At 70.2% G+C, this 26,482-nt stretch carries 21 protein-coding genes; 9 read left to right on the forward strand and 12 right to left on the reverse strand.

From position 1 onward, the window contains the following. Positions 1-128: 128 nt before the first annotated feature. From ACLFOB_RS06380 to ACLFOB_RS06395, 4 genes are all read left to right on the forward strand, one after another. Positions 129-1,277, forward strand: a complete 1,149-nt coding sequence (locus ACLFOB_RS06380; protein WP_410925555.1) for an MFS transporter — start codon at positions 129-131, stop codon at positions 1,275-1,277. 84 nt (positions 1,278-1,361) lie between these two features. Beyond that, positions 1,362-2,444 carry a Zn-dependent alcohol dehydrogenase gene (locus ACLFOB_RS06385; protein ID WP_410916922.1) on the forward strand — a complete coding sequence of 361 codons (1,083 nt, stop codon included), beginning with the start codon at positions 1,362-1,364 and terminating at the stop codon, positions 2,442-2,444. A gap of 97 nt (positions 2,445-2,541) precedes the next feature. Beyond that, complete coding sequence (locus tag ACLFOB_RS06390; RefSeq protein ID WP_410925543.1) at positions 2,542-3,786, forward strand: mandelate racemase/muconate lactonizing enzyme family protein; 1,245 nt, start codon at positions 2,542-2,544, stop codon at positions 3,784-3,786. A gap of 117 nt (positions 3,787-3,903) precedes the next feature. Beyond that, positions 3,904-4,200 (forward strand): metalloregulator ArsR/SmtB family transcription factor, encoded by a 297-nt coding sequence (locus ACLFOB_RS06395; RefSeq protein ID WP_410916928.1) that lies wholly within the window; start codon positions 3,904-3,906, stop codon positions 4,198-4,200. A 184-nt stretch (positions 4,201-4,384) separates the two neighbouring features. Here the strand turns inward: ACLFOB_RS06395 and ACLFOB_RS06400 are convergent, their stop codons facing one another. The 5 genes from ACLFOB_RS06400 to ACLFOB_RS06420 form a co-directional block, all read right to left on the reverse strand. Beyond that, on the reverse strand, positions 4,385-6,271 hold the full coding sequence (locus tag ACLFOB_RS06400; RefSeq protein ID WP_410925544.1) for an acyl-CoA synthetase: 1,887 nt from the start codon (positions 6,269-6,271) through the stop codon (positions 4,385-4,387). Between the two features lie 133 nt (positions 6,272-6,404). Then, on the reverse strand, positions 6,405-8,198 hold the full coding sequence (locus tag ACLFOB_RS06405; RefSeq protein ID WP_410925545.1) for an ABC transporter transmembrane domain-containing protein: 1,794 nt from the start codon (positions 8,196-8,198) through the stop codon (positions 6,405-6,407). A 114-nt stretch (positions 8,199-8,312) separates the two neighbouring features. Next, on the reverse strand, positions 8,313-9,758 hold the full coding sequence (der, locus tag ACLFOB_RS06410; protein ID WP_410925546.1) for a ribosome biogenesis GTPase Der: 1,446 nt from the start codon (positions 9,756-9,758) through the stop codon (positions 8,313-8,315). A gap of 49 nt (positions 9,759-9,807) precedes the next feature. Then, a complete protein-coding gene (locus ACLFOB_RS06415) occupies positions 9,808-11,121 on the reverse strand; it encodes a PQQ-binding-like beta-propeller repeat protein (protein ID WP_410925547.1) in 1,314 nt (437 codons plus the stop codon). A gap of 115 nt (positions 11,122-11,236) precedes the next feature. Next, positions 11,237-11,899 carry a hypothetical protein gene (locus ACLFOB_RS06420; RefSeq protein ID WP_410925548.1) on the reverse strand — a complete coding sequence of 221 codons (663 nt, stop codon included), beginning with the start codon at positions 11,897-11,899 and terminating at the stop codon, positions 11,237-11,239. A 260-nt stretch (positions 11,900-12,159) separates the two neighbouring features. On the opposite strand from ACLFOB_RS06420, the gene ACLFOB_RS06425 reads away from it, so the two are divergent. The 4 genes from ACLFOB_RS06425 to ACLFOB_RS06440 all read left to right on the forward strand — a co-directional run bounded on the left by ACLFOB_RS06425 (position 12,160) and on the right by ACLFOB_RS06440 (position 17,879). Then, positions 12,160-13,497, forward strand: coding sequence for an efflux RND transporter periplasmic adaptor subunit (locus ACLFOB_RS06425; protein WP_410917629.1), 1,338 nt, complete (start codon positions 12,160-12,162; stop codon positions 13,495-13,497). After that, entirely contained in the window at positions 13,494-17,156 is a 3,663-nt protein-coding gene (locus ACLFOB_RS06430) for an efflux RND transporter permease subunit (RefSeq protein WP_410925549.1), read from the forward strand. Before ACLFOB_RS06425 ends, ACLFOB_RS06430 begins: the two co-directional genes overlap by 4 nt. A gap of 17 nt (positions 17,157-17,173) precedes the next feature. Then, complete coding sequence (locus tag ACLFOB_RS06435) at positions 17,174-17,428, forward strand: GlsB/YeaQ/YmgE family stress response membrane protein (protein WP_410918364.1); 255 nt, start codon at positions 17,174-17,176, stop codon at positions 17,426-17,428. A gap of 205 nt (positions 17,429-17,633) precedes the next feature. Beyond that, positions 17,634-17,879: a VPEID-CTERM sorting domain-containing protein gene (locus ACLFOB_RS06440; RefSeq protein WP_410918363.1), complete on the forward strand. Its 246-nt coding sequence runs from the start codon at positions 17,634-17,636 to the stop codon at positions 17,877-17,879. Between the two features lie 72 nt (positions 17,880-17,951). Here the strand turns inward: ACLFOB_RS06440 and xrtE are convergent, their stop codons facing one another. The 3 genes from xrtE to ACLFOB_RS06455 are packed head-to-tail and all read right to left on the reverse strand — an operon-like array spanning position 17,952 to position 23,095. Then, positions 17,952-19,571: an exosortase E/protease, VPEID-CTERM system gene (xrtE, locus tag ACLFOB_RS06445; RefSeq protein WP_410925550.1), complete on the reverse strand. Its 1,620-nt coding sequence runs from the start codon at positions 19,569-19,571 to the stop codon at positions 17,952-17,954. Continuing rightward, a complete protein-coding gene (locus ACLFOB_RS06450) occupies positions 19,561-21,411 on the reverse strand; it encodes an ABCB family ABC transporter ATP-binding protein/permease (protein ID WP_410925551.1) in 1,851 nt (616 codons plus the stop codon). Before ACLFOB_RS06450 ends, xrtE begins: the two co-directional genes overlap by 11 nt. A gap of 55 nt (positions 21,412-21,466) precedes the next feature. After that, complete coding sequence (locus tag ACLFOB_RS06455; protein ID WP_410925552.1) at positions 21,467-23,095, reverse strand: LysM peptidoglycan-binding domain-containing protein; 1,629 nt, start codon at positions 23,093-23,095, stop codon at positions 21,467-21,469. A gap of 464 nt (positions 23,096-23,559) precedes the next feature. On the opposite strand from ACLFOB_RS06455, the gene ACLFOB_RS06460 reads away from it, so the two are divergent. Further along, a complete protein-coding gene (locus ACLFOB_RS06460) occupies positions 23,560-24,129 on the forward strand; it encodes a TIGR00730 family Rossman fold protein (protein ID WP_410918388.1) in 570 nt (189 codons plus the stop codon). On the opposite strand, the gene rarD is transcribed toward ACLFOB_RS06460, so the two are convergent. From rarD to ACLFOB_RS06480, 4 genes are all read right to left on the reverse strand, one after another. Then, positions 24,015-24,962 carry an EamA family transporter RarD gene (rarD, locus tag ACLFOB_RS06465; RefSeq protein WP_410925553.1) on the reverse strand — a complete coding sequence of 316 codons (948 nt, stop codon included), beginning with the start codon at positions 24,960-24,962 and terminating at the stop codon, positions 24,015-24,017. The genes ACLFOB_RS06460 and rarD overlap by 115 nt on opposite strands. Positions 24,963-25,026: 64 nt before the next feature. Next, positions 25,027-25,479 carry a host attachment family protein gene (locus ACLFOB_RS06470; RefSeq protein ID WP_410918386.1) on the reverse strand — a complete coding sequence of 151 codons (453 nt, stop codon included), beginning with the start codon at positions 25,477-25,479 and terminating at the stop codon, positions 25,027-25,029. Then, on the reverse strand, positions 25,476-25,685 hold the full coding sequence (locus ACLFOB_RS06475) for a hypothetical protein (protein ID WP_410918385.1): 210 nt from the start codon (positions 25,683-25,685) through the stop codon (positions 25,476-25,478). The genes ACLFOB_RS06470 and ACLFOB_RS06475 overlap by 4 nt, the downstream gene beginning before the upstream one ends. A 105-nt stretch (positions 25,686-25,790) precedes the next feature. Further along, positions 25,791-26,363, reverse strand: a complete 573-nt coding sequence (locus ACLFOB_RS06480; protein ID WP_410925554.1) for a hypothetical protein — start codon at positions 26,361-26,363, stop codon at positions 25,791-25,793. Positions 26,364-26,482 lie beyond the last annotated feature (119 nt).

The following is a 26,482-nucleotide window of genomic DNA, read 5'->3' on the forward strand; positions in this document are numbered from 1 at the left end:
CAGGCGCCATCCGAGGCGCGGGCCTTCGCCGCACGGGTGCGGGCGCGGAGATGAGCACGGCGCCCGCGCCGCCGGTGCCCACGCGGCTGCCGATCCTCTTCATCATGATGACGGTGATGATCGATTCCATGGGAATCGGCCTGATCCTGCCGGTGCTGCCCGACCTGATCCTGGAGTTGAACGGCGGCACGCTGGCGGCGGCGGCGATCTGGGGCGGCGTGCTGTCGACCTCCTTCGCGGTGATGCAGTTCCTCTGCGGGCCGCTCCTGGGGGCGCTGTCGGACCGCTACGGGCGGCGGCCGGTGCTGCTGGTCTCGGTGGGCATCATGGCGGTGGACTACCTCGTGATGGCCGTGGCGGGCACGATCTGGCTGCTGCTGGCGGCGCGGATCGTTGGCGGCATCACCTCCGCCACGCAATCGACCGCCACCGCTTTTCTCGCCGACATCTCGGCGCCCCACGAAAAGGCCGCGCGCTTCGGCCTCGTCGGCGCAAGCTTCGGCATGGGCTTCGTGCTGGGGCCGCTGATGGGCGGGCTGCTGGGCGAGATGGGGACGCGCGCGCCCTTCTACGCCGCCGCCGCGCTCTCGGCGCTGAACCTCCTGCTGGGCCTTCTGGTGCTGCCCGAGACGGTGACGGAGGCCACGCGCCGCCCCTTCCGCCGGGCTGCCGCGCACCCGCTGGGCGCGCTGCGCCAGATCGGCCGGCTTGATGGCGCACGGGCGCTGCTCACCGTCTTCTTCCTCTACCAGCTCGCCTTCTACGTCTATCCGGCGACCTGGGCCTATTTCACTCAGGCGCGCTTCGGCTGGGATCCGGGCCTCATCGGCATCTCGCTCGCCGTCTTCGGTGTCAGCATGGCGGCGGTGCAGGGCGGGCTCATCCGCTTGGTGCAGCCGCGACTGGGCGAGCGGCGGATGGTCGCGGCGGGCCTCGTGCTGTCGATTGGCGCCTTCACCACGCTGTCGGTGCTGACCTCGGGCGCGGCGGTTCTGGCACTGATCCCGGTGGCCGCGCTGGGCGCGATCACGCCGCCCGCGCTGCAATCCATCATGTCGCGCGCCGCGCGCGACGACGAACAGGGCACGCTGCAGGGCGTGCTGACCAGCGTGAACGCGGTGGCCGTCATCCTCGCGCCGCTCGTCATGACCTGGACCTTCGCCGCCTTCACGCATCCGCAGGCGCCGGTGGACTTCCCCGGCGCGGCCTTCCTGCTCTCGGCGCTGCTGGTGGCCACGGCACTGGCCGTCTTCGCCCGCCGCGCACCGGCGCGCTGAGCGCCGCGAAGGCGCCTCGGTTTCCCGCTTGCAGCCCCCGCCGGGCGGCGTCACCGTGACGCGGGAGACTCGCGGAGGGAACAGATGCAGAAGATCCGTGCAGCGGTGTGCCACGCCTTCGGTGCGCCGCTGGAGGTCGCGGAGGTGGCCCTCGCCGCGCCCGGCCCCGGAGAGGTCGAGGTGACGCTGGAGGCGGTGGCGATCTGCCATTCCGACATCTCCTATGCCGAGGGCGCCTGGGGCGGCATGCTTCCGGCCGTCTACGGCCACGAGGCTGCCGGCCGCATCACGCAGGTCGGCGCCGGCGTCGAGCGGCTCTTCCCAGGCGACAGGGTGGTGGTCACCCTGATCCGCCCCTGCGGCCATTGCCCGGCCTGCGCCTCGAGCCGCCCCACCGTCTGCGAGAACCCGCCCGACGGGCGCCACGGGCCACTGCGCACCCTCGAGGGCGGGCCGCTCTTTCACGCCATGGCCTGCGGCGCCTTCGCAGAAAAGGTAGTGGTCGCGGCCAGTCAGGTCGTGCCGATCCCCGGGGCGATGCCGGCGGAAAGCGCCTGCCTGCTCTCCTGCGGGGTCATCACCGGCGTGGGTGCGGCGGTCTATGCAGCGGGGCTCCGGCCCGGGCAGGACGCGGTGGTGATCGGCGCGGGCGGCGTGGGGCTCAACGCGATCCAGGGCGCGCGGCTGGCCGGCGCGCGGCGCATCCTGGCCGTCGACATGACCGAGGAAAAGCTCGCCGACGCCCGCGCCTTCGGCGCGACCGACGGGGTGATTGCAGGCGATGCCCGGCCGTGGAAAGCCGCCAAGCAGGCGCTGGGCCGCGGCGCCGACGCGGTGATCGTCACCGTGGGCGCGATCCCGGCCTACGAAACCGCGCCCCGTTACCTCGCCCCCGGCGGCCGCGTGGTCATGGTGGGGATGCCCCATTCCGGCGCCACCGCCGAATACGAGCCTGTCCTCTTCGCCGCCACCGGACAGGGCATGGTGGGCTCCAAGATGGGCGACGTGGTGATCGCCCGCGACATCCCCTGGATGATCGACCTGTACGAGCAGGGGCGGCTGAAGCTCGACGAACTGGTGTCGCGCCGCTGGCGGCTCGACGAGATCAACGAGGCCATCGCCGACACCCGCGCGGGCGGCGCGCGGCGCAACGTGATCGTGTTCTGAGCCTTTCAATGGTCCGCAAATACCCCGGGGGAGTCGCGCGCCCCGGCGCGCGACGGGGGCAGCGCCCCCGCCAGGCCCGAAAGGAGGGACGACGCCAATGAAACTCGCCGACTGCGACGTGATCGTCACAGCACCCCCCGCCCCGGGCTGGGGCGGGCGCTACTGGATCCTCGTGAAGGTCACCACCGACACCGGCATCACCGGCTGGGGCGAGTGCTACGGCGCCACCGTCGGCCCCGCGGCGATGGAGGCGGTGATTCGCGACGTCTTCGGCCGCCACATGGAAGGCGAGCATCCCGAGAACGTCGAAAGAATGTTCAGGCGCGCCTATTCCGCGGGCTTCACCCAGCGCCCGGACCCCACGGTGATGGGCGCCTTCTCGGGCCTCGAGATCGCCTGCTGGGACATCCTCGGCAAACACCGCGAGCGCCCGGTCTGGGCGCTTCTGGGCGGCATGATGAACGAGCGGGTGCGCGCCTATTCCTATCTCTATCCCCTGCCGCATCACCGCATGGCAGACTTCTGGACCTCGCCGGAAATGGCCGCCGACAGCGCGCTGGACCTCGTCGCGCGCGGCTACACGGCGGTGAAATTCGACCCCGCCGGCCCCTACACCTTCCGCGGCGGGCACCAGCCCGCGATGTGGGACATCTCGCTCTCCATCGCCTTCTGCGAGGCGCTGCGCGAGGCGGTGGGCGACCGCGCCGACCTGCTCTTCGGCACGCACGGGCAGTTCACCACCGAAGGCGCGATCCGGCTGGGCCAGGCGCTGGAGCCTTACGCGCCGCTCTGGTTCGAGGAACCGATCCCGCCCGACAATCTGCTGGAATTCCAGCGGGTTCAGCAGGCCGTCCGCATCCCCGTCGCCACCGGCGAGCGGCTGACCACGCGGGCGGAATTCGCCACGCTCCTGCGCACCGGCGGCGCGCGCATCCTGCAGCCCGCGCTGGGGCGCGCGGGCGGCATCTGGGAGGGGCGCAAGATCGCGGCACTGGCGGAACCCTTCAACGCCGAGATCGCGCCGCACCTCTACGCCGGCCCGGTCGAATGGGCCGCCAATATCCACTTGGCGGTCGCGATCCCCAACCTGCTCATCGCCGAGACCATCGAGACGGATTTCCACCGCGACCTGATCCGCGGCACCATCGCGGTGGACGAGGGCTACATCCCCGCGCCACAGGCTCCGGGCCTCGGCATCGAGGTGGACGAAGAGCTGGCGCGGGCACATCCCTGTACCGGCACCGCGCTGCACCTCGAGATGCAGGAAGCGCCATGCAATTACGCCACGGGCAACGCCTTCGCCGGCGGTGCGCCGCCGGTCGCCGAGAAGCCGGAGCCTTGATTCACTGGCCTTGCCGCCTCATATATAGCAAAACAGATATGACCGGAGAGGCCGATGGCCGAGATCAGAACCCCGCCGCGCGCCGAAGATGCGACACTTGTCGCGCCGCCCGACGAGATGGCGCAGAACGCAGCCCAAGCCGCGGCCTACCTCAAGACGCTGGCGCACGAGGGCCGGCTGATGGTCCTGTGCCACCTCGGCTCGGGCGAGAAGTCGGTGGGCGAACTCGAGGATCTGCTGGGCATGCGCCAGGCCGCGGTCAGCCAGATGCTCGCCCGGCTGCGCGAGGAACGCCTCGTCGCCACCCGGCGCGACGGCAAGACGATCCATTACCGGCTCGCCGACGATGCCACGCGCGAGGTCATCGGCCTGCTCTATGCGCTCTTCTGCGGCAGGGACCGCGGCCCCGCCTGAGCTTGCGGAACGAGCGCGCGTCGGGACCGGACACCAGGCCCGGGGCCGCAACCGGGGCCTGACGGAAACCACGGCGGTTGCGCCCCGTCCTTCTTCCTGGCCCATCCTTCCTCTTGCGGGAAATACCCTCGGGGGGTGAGGCGGCGAAGCCGCCGAGGGGGGCAGACAGCCCCCCTGCCCCGTTTCAGTCGCGCGCTGCCATCTCCCACGGCCGCGTGAAGGCCGACAGCGCATGCGCGATCTGCCCCTCGTCGGCGCCCCCCTCGATCCGGGCCACCAGCCCGCGCTTGGGGTCATCCACCACCTCGGCCACGCGCGCGTCAAGCCCGGCCTTCTCCAGCGCCCCGCCGTAGACGCGCGCGATCGCGCGCTTGCGCAGGTCGGGCTTGAAGACCTTGCCGACGGCCGTCTTGGGCAGTTCGTCCAGGATCTCGATGTGCTTGGGAAAGGCCGCGCGCTCGTGGATATGCACGCGGGCGTGCTCCATCAGCTCCTCTGGCGTGACCTTGCCGCCCTCGATCAGTTCCACGAAGGCGCAGGGCAGTTCGCCCGCATGTGCGTCGGGCTGACCGATGGCGCCGGCAAAGGCCACGTCGTGATGGGCGAGCAGCGCCTCCTCGATCTCGGCGGGGTCGATGTTGTGGCCGCCGCGGATGATGATGTCCTTCGCCCGGCCGGTGATCCACAGGTATCCGTCCTCGTCCAGCCGGCCGAGGTCGCCGGTGCGCAGGAAGCGCTCCTCGTAGAACAGATCGCGGTTCCTCTCGGCATCGGTATAGGTGTGGCCGACATAGACGCCCGGGTTGGCAACACAGATCTCGCCCACCTCGTCGGTCGCGCATTCCACCAGGCCGCCCTCGCCCGCCTTGACGATCTTCACCTCGGTGTAGGGGAAGGGGATGCCGACCGAGCCCACCTTCTTGGTGCCCTCGGGCGGGTTGCAGGAGACGAGGCATGTCGCCTCCGTCAGGCCGTAGCCTTCCACGATGGTGACGTCGGAGGCCTTCTCGAAGCGGTTGAACAGCTCCAGCGGCATCGGTGCCGAACCCGAAAAGGCCATCTGCACGCTAGAGATGTCGGCATCCACCTTGCGCTGCATCAGCGCCGAGACGGCGGTGGGCACGGTGATGACGAAGCTGATCTTCCACCGCTCGACCAGCTTCCAGAAGTTGTCGAAGACGCCATCGCCCCGGTAGCCCGCCGGCGTGGGGAAGACGACATGCGCGCCCGAGGCCAGCGCCGCCATGACGATGACGTGGCAGGCAAAGACGTGAAACAGCGGCAGCGGGCAGATGATCGCGTCCTTTTCCGTGAACAGCAGGCGGTGCCCGACCCAGCCGTTGTAGATCATCCCCGAATAGCGGTGCTGCGCCACCTTGGGCATGCCTGTCGTGCCGCCGGTGTGGAAATAGGCCGCCACCCGGTCTTCGCTTGCATCGGCAAAGCTCAGCCGGTCGCCGGGATACTTCGCGAGCTCGGCGTTGAAGTTCTTCAGGTCCGCGTGGTGGCCATGCGGGGCCTTGGGGCGGACCAGCGGGACGATCCAGCTCTTGGGCGGGGTGAGGTAGCGGTTGAGATCGACCTCCAGCACCGTGTGCACGGCGGGCGCATGACGCACCGCCTCGGCCACCTTCTGCGCGACGTCGGTCTTGGGGAAGGCGCGCAGCGTGACCACCACCCTGGCGTTCGTCTCGCGCAGGATGGCGCCGATCTGCTCGGGCTCGAGCAGCGGGTTTATCGGATTGACGGCGCCCGCGACCATGCCGCCCAGCAGCGTGATTGTCGCCTCGTTGCAGATCGGCAGGACGTAGGCGACCGTATCCTTCTCGCCCACGCCCATGTCCCGGAACATGTTGGCCGCACGCGTGACCTTCGTCTTGAGGTCGCGCCAGGTCAGTGTCTCGGCCTTGTCCTTCGGCCCCGACAGGATCTGGAAACTCATCGCGGGGCGGTCGGGGAATTTCCGCTCCGTCTCCGACAACAGGCCGTAGATTGTGCGCGGCAGCTCGCGCGCCTCCCAGGGCTTCTCGGCTTCGATGGCATGCTTGTCGGCCACGGACACGAAAGCCATGTGCGTTCCTCCCTTCCCGGCGCCGTGCAAGGCGCTCTTGCAGTCCCTCGTAGATGCGGTTGTTCGCCGCCTCGCGCAAGATTTCCGGCGCGTCCAGGTGCGTCTAGCCGTCCTGAACGGCGCCGCCTGAACGCTACTCCGCCGCGATCCCGTCGGTGAACTGCAGCCGCGCGAGACGGGCGTAAAGGCCATCCTCTGCCACCAGCCGGTCGTGCGGCCCCTCTGCCACGATGCGGCCCTGGTCCATCACCACGATGCGGTCGGCCTTCTTCACGGTGGCAAGGCGATGGGCCACGATGATCGTGGTCCGCCCCTGCCGCAGCCGGTCGACGGCGTGCTGCACCGCGCGTTCGCTTTCCGCGTCGAGCGCGCTGGTCGCCTCGTCGAGCAGCAGGATCGGCGCGTCGCGCAGGATCGCGCGGGCGATGGCGATGCGCTGCTTCTGCCCGCCCGACAGCATCACGCCGCGCTCGCCCACATAGGAGTCGTAGCCCTGCGGCAGCCGCGTGATGAAGTCGTGCGCGGCGGCGGCGCGCGCGGCAGCCTCCACCTCGGCGTCGCTGGCTTCGGGCCGGCCGAAGCGGATGTTCTCGCGCGCGGACTCGGCGAAGATCACCGGATCCTGCGGCACCAGCGCGATGGCGCGGCGGAAGATGTCGCGCCGCATGGCGTCCAACGGCACACCGTCCAGCAGGATGCGCCCCGCGGCGGGATCGTAGAAGCGCAGCAGAAGCTGGATGATCGTGGTCTTGCCCGCCCCCGAGGGGCCGACCAGCGCCACCGTCTCGCCCGGCTGAACGGTCAGGCTGACGCCATCGAGCGCCGGCACGTCGGGCCGGCCGGGATAGGCGAACTGCACCTCGTCGAAGACAAGCTCGCCCTTCACGGGATCGGGCAGCGGCTGCGGCACCTCCGGGTCGCGCACCTCGTCGGTGGCGCGCAAGAGATCCACGAGGCGTTCGGTGGCGCCGGCCGCGCGCTGCAACTCGCCCCAGATCTCGGACAGCGCGCCTACCGAGCCTGCCACCATGACCGAGTAGATCACGAACTGCACCAGCGCCCCCGCGCTCATGCCGTCCGCGCGCACGTCGCGCGCGCCGATCCAGAGTACGCCGACGACGCCGGTGAACACCAGGAAGATCACGATGGCGGTCATCACCGCGCGCGTCGTCACGCGCCTGCGCGCCGCGTCGAAGCTGAGTTCGGTCACGCGGCCGAACTCCGCCCGGCTCAGCGCCTCGTGGGTGAAGGCCTGCACCGTCTGCACCGAGGTCAGCGCCTCGGACGCGTTGCCGGAGGAGGCTGCGATCCAGTCCTGGTTCTCGCGCGAGAGCTTGCGCAGCCGGCGACCCAGCACGAGGATCGGCACCACCACCGCCGGCACGATCAGCAGGACGAGCCCGGTCAGCTTGGGCGAGGTCGCCAGCATCAGCCCCAGCCCGCCCACGAAGATCAGCAGGTTCCTCAGCGCGATCGAGACCGACGAGCCGATCACCGACTGGATCAGCGTGGTGTCGGTTGTGATGCGGCTGAGCACCTCGCCGGTCATCAGCTTTTCGTAAAAGGCCGGGCTCATCCCGATCACGCGGTCGAAGACGGCCTTGCGGATGTCGGCGACCACCCGCTCGCCCAGCCGCGTCACCAAAGCGTAGCGCAGCGCCGATCCCAGTGCGAAGAGCCCCGCGATGCCCAGCGCCGCGGCGAAATACTGGTCGAGGATCGCGCCGTCCTCGACGTTGAAGTTGTCGACCACCCGGCGTACGGCCAGCGGCAGGATCAGCGAGACCACCGCCGTCGCCACCAGCATCAGCAGTGCGGCGGTCAGCAGCGCCCGATAGGGGCTGATGAAGGGCCAGAGTTCGGCGAGCGCCCCGATGCGGCGCGATTTCTCGCGCTCCTTCTCCTGAACTGGCGGGGCCTTGGCCATGCGTCCTCCCTGTCCGCGTGTCTCGTTAATGCCACGCGGGACGCAGGGGTCAACCCGTGACGGAATGCCGCCGTATGCGACGAATGGGAGCGGAAGGGCCGCGACCTGCGCCGATCAGCCCAGATGCTTGCGCAGGCGCGAGGGCTGCGGCTTCTTCCGCCCCTTGTAGGGGTTCTTGTCGGACTGCGAGCGCAGCCAGAGCCGGATGGGCGTGCCCGGCATGTCGAAATCCGTGCGCAACCCGTTCACGAGGTAGCGCGTATAGGCCTCGGGCAGCTTCTCGGGGTGCGAGCACATCACCACGAAGCCCGGCGGCCTGGTCTTGGCCTGCGTCATGTAGCGCAGCTTGATCCGGTGTCCGCCCGGCGCGGGCGGCGGGTGTGCCGCGACCATGCCGGCGAGCCAGCGGTTGAGCTGCGCGGTGGGGATGCGGCGGTTCCAGACCTCGTGCGCCGAGACGACAGCTTCGCGCAGCCGGTCGAGGCCCTTGCCCGATTTCGCCGAAACCGCGACCAGTGGCGCGCCCCTGAGTTGCGGCAGCAGCTTCTCGAAGCCCTCGCGCAGCGCCTTCAGCTTGGCCTGCTTCTCGGGCTCCACGTCCCACTTGTTGACGGCGACGACGACGGCGCGGCCCTCGCGCTCGGCCAGATCGGCGATGCGCAGGTCCTGCGTCTCGAAGGGAATGGCGGCGTCCAGCAGCACGACCACCACCTCGGCAAAGCGCACCGCGCGCAGCCCGTCGGCGACAGAGAGCTTTTCCAGCTTGCCGGTCACGCGGGCCTTCTTGCGCATGCCTGCCGTGTCGAAGATCCGCACCGGCAGCCCGTCCCAGTCCATGGCGACCGAGATCGCGTCGCGCGTGATGCCGGCCTCCGGCCCGGTGAGCAGCCGCTCTTCGCCGAGGAGGCGGTTGACCAGCGTGGACTTGCCCGCGTTCGGCCGACCCACCACCGCGATCTGCAGGGGCTTTTGCCGCGTGGGGACGCGGGGGCCTTCGGGCGTCTCGCCCGCTTCGTCCACGTCGACGTCCGTCTCTGGCGCCTCTTCGGCCTCTTCCTCGGCCTTGCCGTCGACGAGCGGCGCGAGCACGGCGGCCAGATCGGCCAGTCCCTCGCCATGCTCGGCCGAAAGCGCGATGGGCTCGCCCAGGCCAAGGCCCCAGGCTTCGGCGATGCCGGCCGCGCCCGCCTGCCCCTCTGCCTTGTTGGCCCCAAGGATCACGTGACCGGAGCGGCGGCGCAGGATATCGGCAAAGACCTCGTCGGTCGCGGTCACCCCGGCGCGGGCGTCGATCAGGAAGAGGCAGGCGTCCGCCTCGGCCACCGCGCGTTCGGTCAGGCGCCGCATCCGGCCCTGCAGGCTGTCGTCGGTCGCCTCTTCCAGCCCCGCGGTGTCGATCACGGTGAAGCGCAGCGGCCCCAGACGCGCCTCGCCCTCGCGCAGGTCGCGGGTCACACCCGGCTGATCGTCGACCAGCGCGAGCCGCCGGCCGACCAGCCGGTTGAAAAGGGTGGACTTGCCCACGTTGGGGCGCCCCACGATGGCGAGGCGAAAGGACATGGACCGCTGGCTCCCAGACCGAAGGCGCGTTCCTTAGCGCATCCAGGCGTCAGCGGAAAGCGCGGAGTTGGCCGTCTTTCGTCACGACGTAGAGCGTGCCGCCCGCGACAACCGGTGTCGTCGTGGCCCCGCCCGGAAGCGGCACGGTCTGCACCAGTTCGCCGCTCTGGGGATCGAAGACGCGGATCACCTCGTCCGCGCCCGCCACCACCAGCCGGCCCCCGGCCACCACCGGGCCATATTGCGGCAGGATCGCCGCGCGACGGCGCGGCCGTTCGTCGGCATAGCGAGGCAGCTCCACGCCCCAGATCCGGCTGCCGTCGGAGGCATCGAGGCGCAGCAGTTCGTTGCGGTCGCTCACCAGGAAGATCGAGCCGCCAGCCGGCCAGATCAGGTCGAAGGCGCCGTCATCGGCGGTCCAGAGACGCTCGCCGTTCTCGAGGTCGAAGGCCACGATCCGGCCGGCGGCGTTGGCGGCGAAGACGCGACCCTCGTCGATCACGGGCCCACCGGTGATGTCGCCCACCAGCCCCATCGCGGTCCCCTCGCGCCGCCCCGCGACGAAGGAACTCCAGCGCGGAAAGCCACCCTGCGGGAAGACAGCCTGCAATTCGCCCGACCCGTAGCCGAAAATCACCAGTTCGTCGGAGAAGGCGGGCGCGGGCCCGCCCGCCACGTTGCGCACGTCGCCCACGCCGTCGTTCTGCCAGCGGATGCGCCCGGTGTCGGCCTCGATCGCCCAGGCCGTGGTGTCGCCGGCGACCAGATAGACCAGCCCGTCGCGATAGACCGGATCGCCGGTGCCCGTGGCGTCAAGCTTCTGGTCCCAGCGGATGGCGCCGGTTGCCGGATCGACGGCCAGCAGCCTGCCAAAACCCGTGGTGACGAAGAGCGTGCCGTCCCCCACGGCAAGCCCGCCGCCCATCGCCTCGCCCCCCCGGTCCCGCGCGGGCACGAGATTCAGCGTCCAGAGCGTCTCACCCGCCGCGCTGGTGGCGGTCAGCGCCGAGGCCGCGTCGATCGTGAAGATGCGCCCGTCCGCCACCACCGGATCGGTGGTGATCCGCTGGCGGCGGCTGTCCCCCTGCCCGATCCCGACGCTCCAGATCGGCTCCAGCGGATGCGAAAGCGCGGGGTGGACGGGCCGGTGGCGCGGTGAGCCGATGCCCTGCGCCCAGTCCGGGTTCACCTGCGGTGGCGGCAGCGCCAGCGGCAGCGCCCGGTTCTCAACCTCGGCGTCCCAGGGATCGGGCTCGGCGGCGGGCCCCTGCAGGATCTCGCGCAGATGCAGGCGCTCGCCCGGCAGGATCACCTCGCGCTCGCCACAGGCGGCGAGTGCGGTGACCGCGGCAAGCGCGACCATCGCGGCGCCGCGCCGCGCGCCCGATCCCGCACGCCCCAATCGTCCTGCCGTTCCGACTGCGCCTGCGCCCGTCATGCCTCGCGTCACCTGTCCCCGCGTTCCCGTTCGTCGCGCCTCAGCCGCCCGTCTGCAGCTGCGGCTCTCCGCCGAGCGCCACAATCAACTGCGCAGCGCGGCGGCGCAAGCCCGGTGTCGCCTCGTCGTCGGCGCGAATGGTCCCGAGCCGCTCCAGTGCGGCTTCGGTCGCGCCGGTCTCGATCTCGGTGAGCGCGATCTGTTCCTCGGCCAGCAGCCTGAGGGGGCCGCCGGCGGACGCAAGCTGGGAAAACCCCTGGCGGCGCTCCTCGGGCGACAGCGTGTCGGCGCGCTGCAGCAGCGCCTTGAAGGCCGCGATCTGGCCGTAGATCGGCGCAAGATCGCTGCCGCCCACGCCGTCGAGCAGCTCTGCCGCGGCGGCCTCGTCGCCCGCCTCGGCGAGCGCGTCCGCGCGCAGCATATCGACCGCTGCCCGTGCGCCCGGATCGCGCGGATCGAGCGCGGAAAGCGCCTCGGCCCGCGCCTGCGGATCGCCCGGCGAGAGCGCCTCGAGAATCGCGTCGCCGGTGGCCTGCGCGCGGGCGACCGCCTGCGCCTTGCGCCATTCGTTCCAGGCCGCCCCCCCCACGATCAGGAGCACGGCCAGGACAGCGATCCAGCCGTAGCGGCGCATCAGCGCGAACATCCGGTCGCGCCGAACCTCTTCGGCCACTTCCTCTAGAAAACTGTCGCGTTCGGTCACGCCGCCCCCTGCCCGCTGGTTTGACCCCTCTTATACGCTGCGCCCTACGCTGCCAAGACCGGCAGGCGGCGCCAAGCTGCCCGATTCGCGGGCAGAGACTGAACCAGTCGGTTCAGTCTTGCGGCATGCTGACAGGAGCACTAATCTGAACCGGTCGGTTCAGCGTATAGGATCAGGACATTGTAAAGGGTTCCGGGGTCCGCCATGTGAACGCGGACCTCTCGCGCGTCCCGGCGCGCGCAGGGCACGAAAGGCCGAAGATGCGATTGATCCCCGTTCTGACCGCGCTGCTGGTGATGGCGACACTCTACCTCGTGGTGCTGGAGCGCGAGGCGCTGATGCGTTTCGCGCAGGGCGAGACGGTCACGCTGCAGGAGCTCAATCCGCTGGCGCCCGATCCCGCCTCCGATCCGGCGCCCGATCCGGCCGCTCGGACCGATCCGTCGCCCGAGGCCGACGCCACGGCCCTCGCAGCGGACGCCGCGCAGCCCGCGGAGACGCGGGAGGCGGAAGAGACGCAGGAGGCGCAGGTCGTTTCGGTCGTCGCGCTGCGATCCGTCGCGCGCGAGATCGACAGCGCGGTGCGCCTGCGGGGCGAGACCGCGGCCGCGCGCGCGGTGGACCTGCGCGCCGAAACGGCGGGGCTGGTCATCTCGGAGCCGCGGCGCAAGGGCGCGCTGGTCGAGGCGGGCGACATGCTCTGCCGTCTCGATCCGGGCGCGCGGGAGGCCACGCTGTCGGAGACGCGCGCGCGACTGGCCGAGGCGCAGGCGCGGGTACCCGAGGCGCGCGCGCGTCTGGCAGAGGCGGAGGCGCGGCTCGTGGAAGCCCAGCTCAACGCCACAGCGGCCGCGCGCCTGTCGGAGGGCGGCTTCGCCTCCGAGACGCGCGTGGCCTCCACCCGCGCCGCCGTGCGCTCGGCAGAGGCCGGCGTCGAATCCGCGCGCAGCCAGCTCGAAACCGTCAAGGCGAACATCCAGGGCGCCGAGGCCGCCGTCGATTCCGCCGAGACCGAAATGGCGCGGCTGGAAATCGCGGCCCCCTTCGCGGGCCTGCTGGAATCGGACACCGCCGAGCTTGGCAGCCTGCTGCAGCCCGGCGAGCTCTGCGCCAAGGTGATCGGGCTGGACCCGATCAAGGTGGTGGCCTTCGTGCCCGAGACCGAGGTGGACCGCGTGGCCGTGGGCGCCCGCGCCGGGGCGCGGCTGGTCTCGGGCCGCGACCTGACGGGCGAGGTCACCTTCCTGTCGCGCTCGGCCGACCCTGTGACCCGGACCTTCCGCGTGGAGATCACGGTGCCCAACCCCGACCTTTCCGTGCGTGACGGCCAGACCGCCGAAATCCTGATCGAGGCAGAGGGCGCGATGGCGCACCTGCTGCCGCAGTCCGCGCTCACGCTGAACGACGCCGGCACGCTGGGCGTGCGGGTCGCGCGCGAGGGCGTCGCGCGCTTCGTCCCGGTCACGCTGCTGCGCGACACCACCACGGGCGTCTGGGTCGGAGGCCTGCCGGACGAGGCGGCGGTGATCGTGCTGGGGCAGGAATACGTCACCGACGGCGTCCCGGTCGAGGTGACCTGGCAGGAGGCCATGCAATGACCGGAATGGTCGACTGGGCCGCCAGCCGCGCCCGCATGGTGCTGGCCTTCATCGCGCTCTCGCTGCTGGCGGGCGGCTTCGCCTATGTGTCGCTGCCCAAGGAGGGCGAGCCCGATATCGAGATCCCGGCACTCTTCGTCTCGGTCCAGTTCCCCGGCATCTCGGCCGAGGATGCCGAGAAGCTGCTGGTCAAGCCGATGGAGACGGAGCTTTCCGATCTCGACGGCCTCGAGACGATGAGCGGCACCGCGGCAGAGGGCTACGCGGGCGTTGCCCTGGAATTCGAGTTCGGCTGGGACAAGTCGCAGACCATCGCCGACGTGCGCGATGCGATGAACACCGCCGAGTCGCAGTTTCCCGAGGGCTACGAGAAATATTCGATCAACGAGATCAACTTTTCCGAATTCCCGATCGTCATCGTGAACCTGACCGGGCCGGTGCCGGAACGCACCATGTTCCGCGTGGCCCGCGCCCTGCAGGATGACATCGAGGCGCTGGACGCGGTGCTGGAGGTCGGCGTCGCGGGCGAGCGCGACGAGATGCTCGAGGTGGTGATCGACCCCCTGCGGCTCGAGGCCTACAACGTCACCGCCGACGAGCTGATCCGCGTCGTGCAGAACAACAACCAGCTGATCGCGGCCGGCGAGGTCCAGAGCGACCAGGGTTCCTTCTCGGTCAAGATCCCCTCCTCCTTCGACGAGCCGCGCGACGTCTACGACCTGCCGGTGAAGACGAACGGCGACCGGGTGGTGACGCTGGGCGATCTGGCGACCATCAACCTGACGTTCCAGGACCGCGAGGGCACGGCGCGATTCAACGGCGAGTCGACGGTCGCGCTGCAGGTGGTCAAGCGAAAGGGCTTCAACCTGATCGACACCGCCGAGGAAGTGAAGCAGCTGGTGGCCGCGTCGCGGTCCGAATGGCCGCCGGAGTTGCAGGCCGCGGTGCAGATGGGCAGCTCGAACGACCAGAGCCGCATCGTCGCCAGCATGGTCAGCCAGCTGGAAGGCTCCGTGCTGACCGCCGTGGCGCTGGTGATGATCGTGGTGCTTGCCAGTCTCGGCACGCGGGCCGCGCTGCTGGTGGGCTTCGCGATTCCCACATCGTTCCTTTTGTGCTTCGCGTTCCTTGCGGTGATGGGGGTGACGATCTCTAACATCGTGATGTTCGGCCTGATCCTTGCCGTGGGCATGCTGGTGGACGGCGCCATCGTGGTCGTCGAATACGCCGACAAGCGCATCAGGCAGGGCGTGGGTCCGATGCGCGCCTATGTCGAGGCCGCCAAGCGGATGTTCTGGCCCATTGTCAGTTCCACCGCGACGACGCTCTGCGCCTTCCTGCCGATGCTATTCTGGCCCGGCGTCGCGGGCGAGTTCATGGGGATGCTGCCCGTCACGCTGATCTTCGTGCTCTGTGCCTCGCTGGTCGTGGCGCTGATCTACCTGCCGGTGATGGGCGGCGTGACCGGACGGATGAGCCGCCTCTTCGCCAACGCCTCCGATGCGCTGCGTCGCGGCACGCCCTGGATCGTGCGCGCGATGCTGGTGCCCGTCGCGCTCTACGGCCTGTTCCTGGGGGCGATGCAGGTGCTCAATCCCGGCTATCTCTTCGGCGGCACGCCGCCGCTGCCAGGGCTCGCGGCGGCGGTGCCGGGCATCGTGCTCTTCCTTGCGGCGGCGGCGGCGTCGTCCATCGCGATTTCGGCGGCGAAGATCGAGGTGCGCCCGCGCCGCATCCGCGCGGGACGGCGGCGCACGCTTTTCGGCTGGCTCATAAAGCTGGTGGCCGGCAACCCGGTCATGCCGCTCTTGACCATCGGCGCGGTGGGCTTCGTGGTGGCCACCGTCTTCGCCTACTACGGCGAGAACAACAACGGCGTGGACTTCTTCGTCGAGACCGAGCCCGAACAGGCCATCGTCTACGTCAAGGCGCGCGGCAACCTCGGCCTTGCCGAGAAGGACGCGGTGGTGCGGCAGGCAGAGGCGATCGTGCTCGCGCACCCCGGCGTGCAGTCGGCCTTTTCCTTCGCGGGCGAGGGCGGGCTCAACTCCAACACCGGCGGGGCAGAGGCGCCCAAGGACACCATCGGCCAGATCCAGTTCGAGACGATCCCGTGGGAAGAGCGCCGCTTCGACCCCTCGCTCGACGGCAACGTGGTGCTGGCTGAGCTTTCCGAACAGCTCTCGACCCTGCCGGGCATCGAGACCGAGATCCTGGAGGCGAGCCAGGGTCCGGCAGATGCCAAGCCCGTCCACCTGCGACTGAAGGGAGACGATCTGGACACGCTGGTCGAGGCCGCCGGCATCGTGCGCGCGCAATATGATGCACTGCCGGGAATGCGCCTGATCGAGGACACGCGGCCCCTGCCCGGCATCGACTGGCAGATCGACGTGGACGTGGAACGGGCCGGGCGCTTCGGCGCCGACGTGGCGACCGTGGGCGCGATGGTGCAGCTCGTCACCCGCGGCATCCTGCTCGACACGATGCGGGTGCCCACCTCCGACGAGGAGATCGAGATTCGCGTGCGCCTGCCGGAAGAGGACCGCGTGCTCTCGACCCTCGACACGCTTCGCGTGCGCACCGAGGACGGGCTGATTCCGCTGGCCAACTTCATCACCCGCGAGCCGGTGGCGAAGCTGGCCGAGATCACGCGCGTCGACCAGACCCGCTATCTCGACGTCAAGGCGGACGTGGCCGACGGTCTGGTGAAGGTCGCGGCCGCGGATGGCAGCGACCTGGGCGTGATGCCCGCGGCAGAGGCCGAGGCGCGGATCGCCGAGGCCGCCACCGGCACGGCGTGGGCCGGGGCCTCGGCGATCCCGGTCAACGCCAACGAACGGATCGAGACACTGACCGAGTGGCTGCAGACCGAAAGCCCCCTGCCCGACGGCATCGACTGGGAGTGGACGGGCGATCAGGAGGACCAGCAGGAATCGGGCGCGTTCCTGATGCAGGCCTTCGCCGGCGCGCTGGCGCTGATGTTCATCATCCTGCTGGCGCAGTTCAACAGCATCTACAACTCGGTGCTGGTGCTGCTGGCCGTGGTGCTCTCCACCACCGGCGTGCTGATCGGGATGCTGGTGATGGATCAGCCCTTCTCGATCATCATGACCGGCACGGGGATCGTCGCGCTGGCGGGCATCGTGGTGAACAACAACATCGTGCTGATCGACACCTATCAGGAATACGCCCGCTACATGCCGCGGATCGAGGCCATCGTGCGCACGGCCGAGGACCGCATACGCCCCGTGCTGCTGACCACGATCACCACCATGGCGGGGTTGACGCCGATGATGCTGGGCCTCAGCCTCGACTTCATCGGCGGCGGCTACTCGATCGACAGCCCCACGGCGCTCTGGTGGAAGCAGCTTGCCACCGCGGTCGTCTTCGGCCTGGGCGTGGCGACGGTGCTGACCCTGGTGGTGACGCCCGCGCTGCTGGCGCTGCGGGTCTGGACCACGGCCTATGCGGCATGGCTCGCGCGGCTTCTGGCATGGATGGGCGCGGGACGCTCCAGCCGCGTCGCCCGTGACTGGGCGCTCAGGCGCGCCGCGCGGCGGGTGCGCGGGCCCACGATCCTGTGGGATGACGGGACCGGACCCGCGGATCTGCCGGAGGCGCCGGGCACGCCCGCGCAGACGCTGCGCGCGGCAGAGTGACGACGGAGGTGACCGGCTTGGGCTTCGAAAGCGTTCTTGCCATGCTGCTCACCGGCCTCGTGGCCGGCTGGCTGGCCGCGAAACTTGTGCGCGGCGGCGGACTGGGGCTGATCGGCAACATGGCTGTCGGCGTTGCCGGCGCCTTTCTCGCCGGTGTGATGCTGCCGGTGCTGGGTTTCGGAACCGGTGGCGGCGTGGTCGTGACCGTGCTGCAGGCGACCCTGGGGGCGATCGTCGTGCTGGTCCTGATACGCCTGATTCGCACTGGCTAGGGTGCGGAACGGGCAGCGCTTGACGCCGATTGTCCGCAACCTGGACACAAAGCACCAGGTTTCCAGGCAGGCTGTCCCCCCTGCGTCACCGGCTATCGCCATCTTTGCCCGGACCATCCGTCAGCGTTGCGCAACGACGGTCGAAGGCGTAACCTTCCGGTATCAGGTGCAGCACACACCGTAGTGGCTCGGCGGGGAGATTCGCATGCCCAGGCTTCGCAACATCACGACGGGCGCCATCGGCGCCTACATTCTGAGCACCTTGCCCGCTCTGGCCCAGGCCTATGGCGCCGGCGGTCGCTGGGGGAGAGGGGGCCCGGAGAACGGCGGGCCGCCGTCCGCGGCGGCCGTGCCCGAGATCGACGCCGCAAGCGGCACCCTGGCGATCGCGGCCGTGCTTGCCGTCATGGCCCTGTCGTGGGAGATTGCGCGCCGGCGCCGGCGCGGCTGAAACCCGCATCAGGCGCGATACCGAACGTGACCGTGGCCGCCGAAAGGCGGCCATTGTCGTTGTGAGCCCGGGTCAGATCAGGCGCCAGTCGCCCTGCCAGAGGGCGGCCGCCGCGACGACGGCATTGGCGACCACATGGGCGGCAACGGCATCTACCAGCCGCCCCCGTCTCAGGTAGACCGCCGCGAAAACCAGTCCGGCCAGCGCAGCGGCAAGCCAGCGGTCGTGCAGCGCCGCGAAGCTCGCGGTCGAGACCGCCACAGCCAGAGCGCGCCAGGCCAGCCCCCCTCGGTCGAGACGCGCCAGAACGTAGCCGCGGAAAAAGAGTTCTTCCACGACGGGCACAAGGATCGCCGTGCCCGCCAGCCGCGCGGCCACCCAGAGCGCGGCAAGCGCCGGGGCCAGCGCCGTCAGCGCGGGTTCGGGCGGTGCCGCAGCTGGCGCGCCGGCCACCCAGCCCAGGCCGACAAGGAGACCGGCGGCAACCGCGATGCCCTCTGGCCGGCCCGCCAGAAGCACGGGCAGTGGCCCACGAAGCCACAGCAGCGCGGCAAGCATTGCTGCCGCCTGCAGCGGAAAACCGAGCGCCGGTGTGGTAAAGAACGCCTGCACCGCGAGGGACGACAGCATGAAGGCCACAAAGGGCAGGATCAAGGCTGCCGTCTCATCCTCTGCCAGCGGCGGGCCGGACATCACGGCGGCCGCCCTGTCGCGCTGAAGCCATGGCACCCTGTTGACGACGACCAGCACGAGGATCGCCAGGACCGTGAATGCCAGCCATCCCGCAAAGCTGTGAAACCCGTTGAGCGCAAGCTCGGGCGAGACATGCGCACCGATCAGGATCAGCGCAGCGATGCGCAGGACGTTGAAACTCCAGCTTGCCAGCAGCGCCAGGGGCAGCACCACGATCCAGAAGCGGCCCATCCGCACCTGCTCCCGGAAGAGGGCGGCGTAAAGCGCAAGGAACGCGGCCATCAGCACGAATCCCTCGACGCCTGAGCATTGCGGGGCGATGTTCACGTTGAACCCGTCGGTGCCGATGATCGCCAGCTCCGGCCAGACCTCCACGTCGTCCGACACCGCCAAAAGCGCCAGGGACACCGCAACGAAGGTGATCTGCGCCAGCGTGTTCCAGTACCAGATCGGCTCGAGCCAGTGCGCAAGATCGGGCAACAGCAAGGCCGCAAAGACCAGGGCCAGGAGACCCCAGGGCTCTGCGCGCAGCCACGCCGCCCAGTCCCGCGGCGCCGCCAGCAGGCCCAGCGCGCCAATCGTTATCGCCAGCGCCCCGCCTGCCAGCAGCGGCAACAGATCGGCGAAGCGAGCGTTGAGGGCCTCTGGCGGCGTCAGCAGCATCGGCAGGAAGGCCGCGGCAAGCCCGCCCGCATGCAGCAGCGCCCAGGGCAGGCGCGTTGCGCGCGCCGCCGTCATCGCCACGAAGCGCGCCCGCGCGGCACGGCGCGACGACAGATAAAGCCCAAGCGCCACGGCAAGGCAAAACGCGCGCAGCACCGAGCCGCGCAGCGCACGACAGGCCGCTTCGGCTTCCGTCTGGCGGCATTCGAGCGGCGCGGCGATCTGAAAGACCAGCACCAGCGCGACGAGTTCGGTGACGAAGAGCGCGCCCAGCAACAGCAGCCGCAAGGGCACCGCGCCGCCGGGCGCAGCCACCGTCAGCCCGTCACGCGGCATGCTCAGCCTGTTGCCGCGTCCAGAGCTGGGCGTAGCGCCCGTTGCGCGCCAGCAGTCCGGCATGTGTGCCTTCCTCGACGATGCGACCGGCCTCCAGCACGACGATCCGGTCGGCATCCGCCACCGTGGAAAGCCGGTGCGCGATCGTCAGCACCGTGCGCCCCTGCCCGGCGCGCGCGAGCGCGCCCTGGATCTCGGCCTCGGTCTCGGTGTCGAGGGCCGAGGTCGCCTCGTCCAGCAGCAGGATCGGCGGATCCTTGAGCAGAGTGCGCGCAATGCCCACGCGCTGTCTCTCGCCGCCCGACAGCTTCAGTCCCCGCTCGCCCACGGCGGTATCGTAGCCCTCGGGCAGCGCGGCGATGAAGTCGTGAATCTGCGCCGCCCGTGCCGCCGCCACGATCTCGTCCTCCGTCGCCCCCTCGCGTCCGTAGGCGATATTGTAGCGGATCGTGTCGTTGAAGAGCACGGTATCCTGCGGCACGACCCCGATCGTGGCGTGCAGCGTGTCCTGCGCGACATCACGGATGTCCTGCCCGTCGATGCGGATGGCCCCGCCCGTCACGTCGTAGAAGCGGAAGAGCAGCCGCCCGATGGTGGACTTGCCCGAGCCGGAAGGCCCCACCAGCGCCACCTTCTCGCCCGCGCCCACGCGCAGCGACACGCCCTGCAGGATCGGGCGCGCGGGATCGTAGCCAAAGGCGATGCGGTCGAAGTCCACCGCCCCGCCGGTCACCATCAGCGCGGGCGCGCCGGGCCGGTCGGCCACCTCGCACGGCTGGTCGAGCAGTTCGAACATCTCGCCCATGTCGACAAGGCTCTGCCGGATCTCGCGGTAGACCGTGCCCAGAAAGCCCAGCGGCAGGGTGATCTGGATCATGTAGGCGTTGACCATGACGAAATCGCCCACCGTCAGCGCCCCATTCTGCACGCCCACGGCAGCCATCACCATCACCGTGACCAGCCCGGCGGTGATCAGGAAGGTCTGCCCGAAGTTCAGGAAGGCCAGCGAATGGGCCGTCCTGATCGCCGCGGTCTCGTAGCCCGCCATCGCGCGGTCGTAGCGTTCGGCCTCGCGGCCCTCTGCCCCGAAGTATTTCACCGTCTCGAAGTTCAGCAGCGAATCGATCGCCTTCTGGTTGGCGTCGGTGTCCTGATCGTTCATCTGGCGGCGCAGGCGCACGCGCCACTCGGTCACCTTGAAGGTGAACCAGACGTAAAGCGCTATCGTGACGGCCACGACGACCAGATACCACACGTCGAAGAGCACGAAGAGCACGCCCGCGATCAGCGCAAGTTCAAGGATCAGCGGCCCCACCGAGAACAGCAGGAACCGCAGCAGGAAATCGACGCCCTTCACCCCCCGCTCGATGATGCGCGAGAGCCCGCCTGTCTTGCGCGTGATGTGGTAGCGCAGGGACAGGCGATGTATGTGGGTGAAGGTTTCCAGCGCGATCCGCCGCAGCGCGCGCTGCCCGACCTTGGCAAAGACCGCGTCTCGCAGCTGCTGGAAGCCGTTCGACATGAGCCGCGCCATGCCGTAGGCGACCGTCAGGCCCACCGCGCCCAGCGCCAGATCCGGCACCCCCTCGCCCGACAGCGCGTCGACCGCGCGCTTGTAGATCATCGGCGTGCCCACGGCGACGAGCTTGGCCGCCACGAGCGCCAGCACCGCGCCCACGACGCGCCGCCTGGCCCAGTCCTCGCCTTCCGGCCAGAGATAGGGCGCGACGCGGCGGATCACCTTCCAGCCCGTACGCCGATCGCGCCGCGCCTCTTCGGCGGACGAAAGCGCGGCCGGCCGGGCGGCGGCGTCAGAAGAGGCGGTCGTATCGGTGGGCATGGCGATCTCCGGCCGGCAACCTAGGCCGGTTGGCCGCCCTGCGCCAGTGCCGGGCTCACTGCGGGATGGTAAAGACCTGCCCGGGATAGATCAGGTCGGGGTCGCGGATGCGGTCGCGGTTGGCCTCGAAGATGCGGACATAGAGGATGCCGCGTCCGTAGTTGCGCCGCGAAATGCCCCAGAGCGTGTTGCCACGCTGCACGGTCACAAGTTGCCGGCCTCGTGCCTCTGCCTCGGCAACGGCGCCTGCCAGCGTCTCCGGCGCGATCCGCTCGAACGGGGTCTCGATCCGCTGCGTGATCTCTCCCCCTTCGTCCAGCGCATCGACGCGCAGGGTGTAGACCCCGGTGTCGATCTGCGGCAGCTGGGTGGTCCAGCTGCCGTCCGGTGCAACCGGCACGGTGGCGACGGGCCGGTTGTCGACATAGAGGCGCACGAAATCCGCCCCGGCGCCGCCCTGCCCCGCGATCTGCACCGCGCCGCCGTCGTCGTAGCCGATCGCGTCGACGTCGAGATCGACAAGCGCCTGCGGGGACGCGCCGGGCCGCGCGGGGCGCTGCAAGACGCGCAGGCCCTCGCGCCCGGCGAGGATCACGCCCGGCGCGGCCTGCCTCGCGTCCTCTCCCGCCGCCGAAGCGCCCGGCTGGGCCGGATCGGCTCCGGCGACCGCGGGTCGCGGTGCCCGCGCCGCATCCGGATCGGCCGTGGCCTCCGTGGCGGGCTGGTCGGCAGGGGGCTGCGGCGGCGCCGCTGCCGGATCGGTCGTGGCCTCCATGACGGGCTCGTCGGCAGGGGTGGACGTGACGGGCGGTGTGTCTGCGCCCGTGCCCCCACCCGCCGGGGCGGCCGCGTCACCTGCAGGCGCGGGCCGCGGCGCCGGGTCACGCTCCGGCGCAGGCGGCGTGGCCTCGGCCAGCGCTTCCGGACCGGCGGGCCCGGTTTCAGGTGTCGCCGGACCCGTCGCGTCGCGCACGGGTCGCTCGGGCGGCGGGTCCGCCTCTGCGCGGCCGGTTTCCGAGGCGACGTCGGGAACGGGCCGGGGTTGCTCGCCGTCGGTCGGCGCGATCCCTGCCGTTTGCGAGGTATCGGCGCCTGTCGCTTGCCTGTCCGTTCCGGGCCCGGACGTCGCCGCACCTGCGGCATCTGCCGTGGCGCGCGCCTCCCCGTCGCCTGCGCCGTTTCCCGTGGCGGCCGGGTCCTGCCCCCCGGTCACGACATCGGGTGTCGCGGGCAGCTCGGCCAGCGCCGTCTGCGTCGCCTCCGCATCGGGCAGGGCCTCGCCGGCGGGTTTCGACGCCCCGGGCGACGGCGCCGCCGCCACCTGTCCGGTCGCATCGGGCGGTCCCGCCCGGCCCGCGGGTGGCGTCAGCAGCACCTGCGCGTCCGAGGGCACGCGCACACCTTCCCGCAGCATTTCGAGCGTGAGCACCCTGGCGCGCGCCGTCTCGCCCAGCGACAGGAAGCTGAAGAAAGCGCCGGACTGGTCGGCACGCGCCCGCGCCACCTCCTGGCCGTCGAGCAGGATGGCGACCTCCGCGCCCGGCGCGGCCCGACCGGCGATCTGCGTCGACCCGTCCGCTTCCACCCGAACCAGGTCGAAGCCCGGCGGCGCCGGCGCGGCGGGGGGCTCCGGCGTGGGCTGCGGCGTGAGTTCCGGCATGGACTCTGGCACGGGCTCCGGCATGGGCGCGACCGAGGCGGCGCCGCCTGTCCCGGCGTCCGCCGCCGCGATTTCGCTCGTGCCGCGTGACGCCGGATCTTCGCCGTCACCCGCCACGGTCGGCCGTGGGGTATCGGACCCGGTGTCCTCGGCCGCGCGCTCCGGGGCCCGCTCCCGCGCCGCGGGTTTCGCCGCCTCAAAGCCGGCGTTATCGGAAACCTCCGCCGGGGCGCGCGGCGCCGCGGCTTGAGGCTGCGTGTCCGGCGCGTTCTCGGGCGCCGGCTCCGGAGGGAGCACCCCTGCCACATACAGGCCCACGACAAGCGCAAGGGCTCCCGCGACGATGCCGCCGGCCAGGGTCGCACTCCCTGCCAACATGCCCCTTTCGCTCATGATCCCCCAGATGCCCCGCAAGCCGTCGACGGTGGTTGAGGGACATTATCAACACCGCTATCAGGGGTCAAAGCCGCATGAGGCCGCACGCATCCATGTTCCGCCGTTCCGTCTGTGTCTATTGCGGCGCCCGCGAGGGCGCCCTGCCCGTCTACGCCGAAGAGGCCCGCACCCTTGGCCGCCTGCTTGCGCATGAAGGCTGGCGGCTGGTCTATGGCGCGGGCGACGTGGGGCTGATGGGCCTCGTTGCCGCGGCGGCAGAGGCCGAGGGCGGCGCGACCCTTGGGGTCATCCCCCAGCACCTTGTCCAGGTGGAGGCGCTGCGCGGCGCCGGGCGGCACGTGATCACCGAGAACATGCACGAGCGCAAGAAGGTGATGTTCATGAACTCCGACGCGGTCGCGGTTCTGCCCGGCGGCGCCGGCTCGCTCGACGAGTTCTTCGAGGTGCTGACCTGGGCGCAGCTGGGGCTGCACGCCAAGCCCATCCTGCTGGTCAACATCGCGGGATACTGGGACCCGCTGCTCGCGCTCGTCGATCATGTGGTCGCTCAGGGCTTCGCCGCGCCCTCGCTGCGTGGCCTCATCACGCCGGTGGGATCGGCCGAGGAAGGCGTGACCGCCCTGCGCGCGGCCCTCTCGCGCGAAAGGGTGGCGAGCGAATAGATCGCGAGCGCCGTCCAGATCAGCGGAAAGGCGATGGCGTCGTATGCGCCGAAGGGCTCACCGAAGATCGCGACCGCGACGAGGAACTGCAGCGTCGGGTTGAGATATTGCACCAGCCCGACGGTCGCATAGGTCACCCGCCGCGCCGCATAGGCGAACAGCATCAGCGGCACCGCAGTCAGCGGCCCCGAGAGCATCAGGAGCAGGCTGTCGCCAAGGCTGGCGCCGTAGGCGCCGCCGTCGCGCTGGTAGACCCACAGCACGGCAAGCGCGACCGGAGAGAGCAACAGCACCTCGGCCGTGACCGAGACCACGGGACCGACCGCCAGCCGCTTCTTCATCAGCCCGTAGAGACCGAAGGTGGCCGCAAGGGCCAGCGCGATCCAGGGCGCGACACCGTTGCCGAGCGTCAGGACCAGAACCGCCGCCGCTGCCAGCGCCACCGCCATCCACTGCGCGCGCCCCAGCCGCTCGCCAAAGACGACGAAGCCAAGCAGCACCGCCACGAGCGGAAAGATGTAGTAGCCAAGGCTCGCCTCCGTCACATGCCCGGTCTGCACCGAGAGGATGAAGAGGAACCAGTTGCACGATATGAAGAAGGCCGCCGCAAGGATGCGAACGGCCTTTCCCGGGCGGTCGATCGCGGCGAAAAGCATGCGCAGCCTGCCCCGAAGGCCCAGAACCACCGCGAAGAAGGCGAAAGACCACAGCGTCCGGTGGGCCAGCACCTCCAGCGGCGGGACATGATCGAGCAGCTTGTAGTAGAGCGCCGAAAGACCCCAGATGGTGCAGGCCGCCACCATCGACGCCACGCCGCGCGCGGGCTCGCCCATGCCGTCCTCCGCTCGATTGCCCGGCGCGGTCTGCCTGCAAACCGCGCCGAGGGCAAGCGGCGGTTCAGCCGTCGAGTTCCTTCGACAGGATGCGCTCCATCTCGTCCCGGGGATGATTTGTCAGATCCTTCGGCACCTCGCCGACCACCCGGCTTGAGACCTCCTTGTGCATCTTGTGCCGGATCTCGCCCAGCACCTTGGGGGCGGCACAGATCACGATGCGCTCGAAGTTGTGGCGGTGCGCCATCTTGTAGAGCAGATCCGCCAGATCGTCCGCGAAGCGATCCTCTGCCAGCCGATGCCAGTCGGTTTCGTCCAGTGCGGACATCTGCTGCACGCCGGAGTCCGGCATCCGCCCGGCCCTGTCGGTGCCCTGCTCGCGGCTGGGCGGATTATCCTGCTCCTTCGTGCGGACGACCTCCAGGTTGGGGTTCTTCGCATCGGTCAGATTGCGCAGGAACAGCGCCTTCTCGCCATCCGCGACCAGCACCCAGGTGCCGTTGGTCAAGACGCTCATTTCGAGTGTTCTCCGCTCTTCCTGTCCTCGCCGCGCACCCGGGTGGCGCCGGCGGGGCGCTCGGTGGCGCGCTTTTCCTCGTCGCGCGAGCCGAGCTTGCGGGCAAGCCGCCCCTGCTCGCGCCCCTGCTGCGAGACCGTCCCTTCCGCGAGCGGCAGGTTCTCGGTATCCCGGCTCATGTCTTTTGATCGCTTGCGCTCGGCCACGATGCAACTCCTTTCGCATGTTTTCACGCACCGGCACGCCCCACGCGAGGCGGCCTTCCGGCCGGCCGCCTGACGCGGCGCCCGGCCGCTGCGGTCAGTCGTGCCTCAGTCGTCGCTGTCCTCGTTGTCGTCGTTGTCGTCGTCCTCGTCGTCGTCGCTGTCGTCGTCGCTGTCGTCGTCGCGGTCGTCGACGACAACGTGCAGGGGGCCGCCGACCTCGCCCAAGGCGGCGATCACTTCGCCGGCATCGTGCCCGGCTTCGTCGAGCGCGTCGGAAATGGTGCCATGGTCCTCGATCCGGTCGCGCAGGTCCGAGATGTCGTCCTCGCGGTAGGACAATGCATCATCCAGCACCTCGGTCTGGGTCTCGGGGTCGCCGGCGAGCCCGGTCAGTTCGGCCACTTCGACATCCGACTCGCTGCTGACCCAGTCGAGGTCGTCGGGCGTGCCTTCGCCGGTCTGCAGCAGCGAGACGACATCGCCCCAGGTCCCGATGCCCTCGTAGGCCGCGCCGGTGCCGGTGCCGGGTGCCGTGTCGGCGCCGGGCATGGTGCTGGTGTTCTCTTCGTCGCCGTTGACCTGCGCGTTGTCCTCGCGATCCACGACCTGCGCCGTCACGGGCAGACTAGCGCCGGCGAGAAGCGCGGCGATTGCAAGCGGTGTTACCATGCGTTTCATCGGTTTTTCCTGTGATTCTTGCCATCGGGATCTCCGGCTTCCGGAGGGTGACAGCAGGACAACGGCCCCGGCGCGATCCGGTTTCATCCGCCTCGCGCGTGGGCGGAACCCGGCCCAGG

Origin of the sequence: Rhodosalinus sp., assembly GCF_046542825.1 — a bacterium.
Taxonomy (GTDB): Bacteria; Pseudomonadota; Alphaproteobacteria; order Rhodobacterales; family Rhodobacteraceae; genus Rhodosalinus.